Genomic DNA, 6466 nt, shown 5'->3' on the forward strand with positions numbered 1-6466 from the left:
ACAGTCGTCACGATTCGAAGGTAGTGGTGCGGGCCACAGAGGACGTCAGACCTGGCGCCTGTATCCGTGTCCGTCTCCAGTCGTACGGGACCCGTAGGGGCCTCCCCGAGGATGACGGGAAGCGGCGGTGGCGGGGCGTGGCCCGCGAGGGGTGTCTCCGGGGCGGGCGAGGGCCGGGCCGGTGGCGCGAGCCGGGGGCCGGGGACCGGCGGCGGGCCCGCGGGCCCGGGGTGGTGGCGCGAGCCGGGGGCTGGCCCGCGGCCCGGGCCCGGTTGTCCACAGGGAGAACGGATCACTTGACGTGGCCGTCGGCCGTTGCGACATTCTTCACTGTCACGGTACGGATACGGAGCGCACACGCGGCGCGCACGGGACGAAGGGGGCGGCAGGGTGGCGATCCACGAGGTCCGGCAGTCGGCGTACGCGTGCGCGGAGGAGGCCGTATGAACGACGACGACCGGGCGGGGGACGGGTACCGCGAGCGCTGGGTGCGCGCCGGAGGGGTCGACCTGTGCGTCGCCGAGCTGGGCGATCCCGCCCGGCCGACGGTGCTGTTCGTGCACGGCTACCCGGACAGCAAGGAGGTCTGGTCGGAGGTGGCCCGACGGCTCGCGGACCGCTTCCACGTGGTGCTGTACGACGTCCGGGGGCACGGCGGGTCCACGGCGCCGGTCCCGCTCCGCGGCGGCTTCACCCTGGAGAAGCTGACGGACGACTTCCTGGCGGTCGCGGAGGCGGTGAGCCCGGACCGGCCGGTCCATCTCGTGGGCCACGACTGGGGGTCCGTGCAGTCCTGGGAGTTCGTCACCGTGGCCAGGACCGAGGGCCGGATCGCCTCGTTCACCTCGGTGTCGGGCCCTTCCCTGGACCATCTCGGGCACTGGTTCAGGGAGCGGGCCGTGCACCCCACCCCGCGCCGGGTGGGGCAGCTCCTCGGCCAGAGCGCCAAGTCCTGGTACGTCTACGCGCTGCACACCCCCGCCCTGCCCGAGCTGGCCTGGCGCGGGCCGCTCGGCAGACGGTGGCCGGGGGTCGTCCGGCGGATCGAGGGGCTGTCCGGGGAGAGCTATCCGGCGCCCTCGCTGCCGCGGGACGCCGCGCACGGGGTCTGGCTCTACCGGGACAACGTCCGGGCGCGGCTGCGCCGGCCGCGTACGGACGCCTTCGCGCACGCGCCGGTCCAGCTCATCACACCGACCGGGGACGCCTTCCTCTCCGAGCGGCTGTACGACGATCTGGAGCGGTGGGCGCCGGGGCTCGTACGGCGCTCGCTGCCCGCCGGACACTGGGTGCCCCGTACCCGTCCCGACCTGCTGGCCGCTTGGATCGGTGACTTCGTCCTCGCGCGGGAGGACGGCGGACCGCGGGCCGCGGCCGGGGCGCCGCGCGGCCCGTACGGCGAGCGTTTCGGCGGCCGGCTCGTCCTGGTGACGGGCGCGGCCGGCGGTATCGGCCGGGCGGTGGCCTTCGCGTTCGCCGAGGCGGGCGCCCGGGTCGTGGCGGTGGACCGGGACGGGGACGGCGCGGCCCGGACCGCCGAGCTGGCCCGGCAGATCGGTGCCCCGGACGCCTGGAGCGAGACCGTCGACGTCGGCGGGGGTCCGGCCATGGAACGGCTGGCCGAGAAGGTCGCGGCGGAGTACGGCACGGTCGACATCCTGGTCAACAACGCGGGCATCGGGCTGTCGGGAGCCTTCCTCGACACGACGGCAGAGGAGTGGAAGGACGTCCTGGACACCAATCTGTGGGGGGTGATCCATGGCTGCCGCCTCTTCGGCCGGCAGATGGCGGACCGCGGACAGGGCGGCCACATCGTCAACATCGCGTCCGCCGCCGCCTATCAGCCCTCCCGCGCGCTGAGCGCGTACGCCACGTCCAAGGCGGCCGTCCTGATGCTCAGCGAGTGTCTGCGTGCCGAACTGGCGGACCGCTCCATCGGGGTGTCCGCGATCTGCCCCGGGTTCGTCCACACCGGGATCGCCTCCACCGCGCACTTCACCGGTGTCCCCGCCGCCGAGGAGGCCCGTCTGCGGGAGAAGACGGCCCGGCTGTACGGGATGCGCGGCTACCCGCCCGAGAAGGTCGCGGACGCCGTGCTGCGCGCCGTCGCCCGCGACGAGGCCGTCGTGTCGGTCACCCCGGAGGCGCGCGGCGCGCGGATCCTGGCGCGGATCGCCTCACGGGCGCGCCGTGCCGTCGCCCGGGTGGAGCCGCCGCTGTGAACTCCGGGGACGGCGCTTGCGACAACGGGACGGCCAGGCAGACGACTTGGCTGTCCACACCGCAACGCACAGACAGGAGCGGCATTTTGGCCACATGACGTGAAAAGCCTCAGCGCTTGTCCACAGATTCGCCATCTAGCCTGTGGATAAGTCAAGTTGACTGTGGATCAAACCTCTGTGCCACCACAACTTGAAAATCCGGTGGCGCCACTCCGCCGTCCCCCGGCACGCTGACCGGATGCACAGAGAGCCCGACCGACCCACCCGCCCCGGAGCACCCGACGGCTCCCGCCCGCCCGAGGTCCTGAGGCCGCCCGAGGTCCTGAGGACATCCGAGGTCCTGAGGCCATCCGCCGCCTCCCGCCCGCCCGACGAGCGACGCACCGTGAAGGTGTCGAAGTACCTCTCCCGGCACCTGCGCCACCAGCCCGAGCGGATCGGGCTCACCCTCGACCCGAACGGCTGGGTGACGGTCGGCGAACTGCTCCGAGCCGCCCGTGACCACGGCTTCCGGATCAGCCGCGCCGAACTCGACCATGTGGTCGCCGTCAACGACAAGCGCCGTTTCACGCTGGACGGCGAGCGGGACCGGATACGGGCCAACCAGGGCCACACCGTCGCCGTGGACCTGGAGCTGGCGTCCGCGGAGCCGCCCCCGTACCTCTACCACGGCACCGTGGCCCGGTCCCTGGACGCGATCCGGGCCGAAGGGCTGCGCCCCATGGCCCGGCACCATGTGCATCTCTCGCCGGACCGCGCGACCGCGACCCACGTGGGGGCCCGGCGCGGCCGGCCCGTCGTGCTGTCGGTGGACGCGGGGGCGATGCACCGGGCCGGCCTGGTCTTCCACGTCAGCGCGAACGGCGTCTGGCTCACCGACGCCGTACCCCCGCGCTACCTGCGCTTCCCCGGCTGACGCGTCACGGACGGAGCTGAGCGAGCGCCTCCGTGGCGATCCGCTCGAAGACCCGCTGGTCGGCGGCGAAGTCCGAGTCCGGGATGGGCGCGTGCACCGCGATCTCCGTGATCCCCAGCTCGAAGTGGCGGCCCGCGAAGTCCACGAACGCGTCCAGCGACTCCATCGGCCCGTTCCGGTCCGGTGTGAAGCCCGTCAGGAGGATCTTCTCCACCTCCATCACCTTCCGCCCGATCTCCTCGCACGCCTCGCCGAGCCGGTCGATCTGCCCGCTGATCGCCGCCCGCGACTCCTCGGGCGTCCCCGTCTCGAACAGCTTCGGATCTCCCGTCGTCACCCACGCCTGACCATGCCGGGCGGCGAGCCGCAGCCCGCGCGGCCCGGTCGCCGCCACCGCGAACGGCACCCGGGGCCACTGCACACACCCCGGGATGGACCGGGCCTCGCCCGCCGAGTAGAACGTCCCCTCGTACGTCACCGACTTCTCGGTCAGCAGCCGGTCGAGCAGCGGCACGAACTCGGCGAACCGGTCGGCCCGCTCCCGGGGCGACCACGCCTCCTGGCCCAGCGCCGTGGCGTCGAACCCCTTGCCGCCCGCGCCGATCCCCAGCGTGATCCGGCCGTCCGCCACATCGTCGAGCGTGAGCAGATCCTTGGCGAGCGTCACCGGATGACGGAAGTTCGGCGAGGTCACGAGCGTCCCGAGACGGATCCGCTCGGTCGCGGCGGCCGCGGCCGTCAGGGTCGGGACCGCCCCGAACCACGGGCCGTCGCGGAAGGTCCGCCAGGACAGGTGGTCGTAGGTGTACGCGGTGTGGAAGCCCAGCCGCTCGGCGCGCAGCCACTCGTCACGGCCACCGTCGTGCCAGCGACGGACGGGGAGGATCACGGTACTCAGACGCATATCGGCGACGATACGGGTACCGGGCGACCCGGCGGATACCCGCACCTGCCTGCGGGCCCGCGCCCCACGCGTACCGGCTACCCGCCGCCCACCACCCACTACCCACGGAGAGGTACGGCGGACCCCGCGCATACGCGCGCACACCGGCGGACGGCTCAAACGTGCGCCCCTCCGCCCGCCCGTGCGCCGCCGTACGGGAGAATGGCCCCGTGACCTCGCCCCGTGGATCTGCCCCCGCCCCCGACGCCTCCCCGCTCCCCGCCCGGCCCCGGCTGATCGCCACGGATCTGGACGGCACGCTGCTGCACGACGACAAGTCCGTCTCGGACCGTACGATCGCCGCGCTCGAACGCGCCGAGGAGGCCGGTATCGAGGTCTTCTTCGTCACCGGCCGGCCCGCCCGCTGGATGGATGTGGTCAGCGCCCATGTGCACGGCCACGGCATGGCGATCTGCGCCAACGGCGCCGCGGTGGTCGATCTGCACTCCGGCGGCAGGCTGCTCACGGCCCGCCCGCTGGACCGGCCCGTCGCCCTGGACGTCGTGGAGGCCCTGCGCGCCGCCGCCCCCAGGACGACCTTCGCGGTCGAGCAGACCACCGGCATCAACTACGAGCCGGCCTATCCGGCCTTCGCGCAGGACCCGGGCGCGACCATCGCCACCGCCGAGAAGCTCCTGCGCGCCGAGGTGGCCGCGGAGACGGACGACGGCGCCCAGGCCCCCGTACTGAAGCTGCTCGCCCACCACCCCGAGCTGACTCCGGACGGCTTCCTCGCCCTGGCCCGTACGGTGGCGGGCGACCGCGCGACCCTCACCCGCTCCAGCCCCACCGCTCTTCTGGAGATCAGCGGCCTCGGGGTGAGCAAGGCCAGCACGCTCGCCCTCTGCTGCGCCGAACGCTCCATCTCCTCCGACGAGGTCGTCGCCTTCGGGGACATGCCCAACGACCTGGAGATGCTGACCTGGGCGGGCACGTCGTACGCGATGGGCAACGCCCACCCGGACGTCCTGGCCGCCGCGTCCGGCCGTACCCTCACCAACAACGAGGACGGCGTGGCGATCGTCATAGAGGAGATCCTGGACCGCCTGTAGAGCCCCACCGGGCGGTCGGCGTTCACAGCGGCACCTCCCAGATCACCGTCGCCCCCCGGGCGCCCCCCGCCTCTCCCTCCCCGCCGCCGAGCCCCGGCTCGGACCAGCTCGACCCGCCCAGCGACTCGGCCCGCCGCCGGAGGTTGCGCAGCCCGCTGCGCCGGCCGCCGGCCGGGATGCCCACCCCGTCGTCCGCGACCGTCAGCCGGACCGCCCTGCGGCCGTCGGCGAGCCGTCCCGTCGCGTCCACCACCACCTCGATACGGGACGCGTGCGCGTGCCGGAAGGCGTTGGACAGGGCCTCCCGGAGCGCGGCGATCAGATTCTTGCCGTACGGCTCGCCCACGGCGGCGTCGACCGGGCCGACGAAGCGGTACGTGGGGGTGAAGCCCAGCGGCACCGCCGCCATGTTGATCTCCCGCAGGACCCGCGTCCGTACCCCCGACGGGGCCTCCGCCGGGCCCTGCTGGAGCGCGAAGATGGCCGCCCGGATCTCCTGGATCGTCACGTCCAGCGCCTCGACGGCCTTGTCGATGCCCTGGTGGACCTCGGGTGCGACCGTGCCGCGCTGGGCGCTCTCCAGCATCATCCCGGTGGCGTGCAGCCGCTGGATCACCAGGTCGTGGAGGTCGCGGGCGATCCGGTCGCGGTCCTCCAGGACGGCCAGCCGCTCCCGGTCGTGCTGCGCGCCCGCCATCATCAGCGCCAGCGCGGCCTGCGAGGCGAACTGGCCCGCCAGCGTGCGCTCCCGGTCGCCGAAAGCGCGCGCCCCCCGCTCGCGCGGCATGACGAGCGCGCCGAGCACCCGGCCGTCGGTGCGCAGCGGCAGCAGCATGATCGGGCCGTACAGCGAGGCCATCTCGGTGATCACCCGCGGGTCGGTGCGGGCGTCCTCCACGAGGACGTCCTCGCCCGCGAGGAGGGCCGCGGCGGCGGGGCTCTCTGCCGGGATGAGATAGCCGGTGGTGACGCGGGGATGGTCGGCGGAGACCGCGACGATCTCCAGTTCACCGCCCGGCGTACGGAGCATCACCGAGGCCATCGCCGAGCCCGAGAGGCGGCGCGCCTGTTCCGCGACGACGGTGAGCGCGTCCCCGATGGAGCCCCCGGAGAGGAGCGCGGTGGTGACGGCGACCGAGCCGTCGATCCACCGTTCGCGCTGCCGGGCCGCCTCGTACAGCCGGGCGTTGCCGATGGCGATGCCCGCCTCGGTGGCCAGGACGCGCACCATCCGGAGGTCCTGGTCGCTGAACTCCACGGCCCCCGCCCCCCGGGCCCCCGGCGGGCCCCCGGGGGGGGGGGACGGGGGGGGGCCCCCCGGGCTGGGGGGCGG

At 73.9% G+C, this 6466-nt stretch carries 5 protein-coding genes; 3 read left to right on the top strand and 2 right to left on the bottom strand.

What is annotated here, in order from left to right; translation table 11 throughout:
- Positions 1–443: 443 nt before the first annotated feature.
- Both ACFXPK_RS15340 and ACFXPK_RS15345 read left to right on the top strand, forming a co-directional pair.
- On the top strand, positions 444–2222 hold the full coding sequence (locus tag ACFXPK_RS15340; protein WP_385075459.1) for an SDR family oxidoreductase: 1779 nt from the start codon (positions 444–446) through the stop codon (positions 2220–2222).
- A gap of 340 nt (positions 2223–2562) precedes the next feature.
- A complete protein-coding gene (locus ACFXPK_RS15345; protein ID WP_385075488.1) occupies positions 2563–3138 on the top strand; it encodes an RNA 2'-phosphotransferase in 576 nt (191 codons plus the stop codon).
- A gap of 4 nt (positions 3139–3142) precedes the next feature.
- Here the strand turns inward: ACFXPK_RS15345 and ACFXPK_RS15350 are convergent, their stop codons facing one another.
- Complete coding sequence (locus ACFXPK_RS15350) at positions 3143–4042, bottom strand: LLM class flavin-dependent oxidoreductase (RefSeq protein ID WP_385075461.1); 900 nt, start codon at positions 4040–4042, stop codon at positions 3143–3145.
- A gap of 209 nt (positions 4043–4251) precedes the next feature.
- Between ACFXPK_RS15350 and ACFXPK_RS15355 the strand changes: the two genes are divergently transcribed.
- Positions 4252–5133, top strand: a complete 882-nt coding sequence (locus ACFXPK_RS15355; protein ID WP_385075464.1) for a Cof-type HAD-IIB family hydrolase — start codon at positions 4252–4254, stop codon at positions 5131–5133.
- 22 nt (positions 5134–5155) lie between these two features.
- Here the strand turns inward: ACFXPK_RS15355 and ACFXPK_RS15360 are convergent.
- The coding region (locus ACFXPK_RS15360; RefSeq protein WP_385075467.1) for a GAF domain-containing sensor histidine kinase at positions 5156–6466 on the bottom strand (1311 nt) is incomplete at its 5' end.

It is taken from the genome of Streptomyces sp. NPDC059142, from assembly GCF_042755665.1.
Classification (GTDB): Bacteria; Actinomycetota; Actinomycetes; order Streptomycetales; family Streptomycetaceae; genus Streptomyces.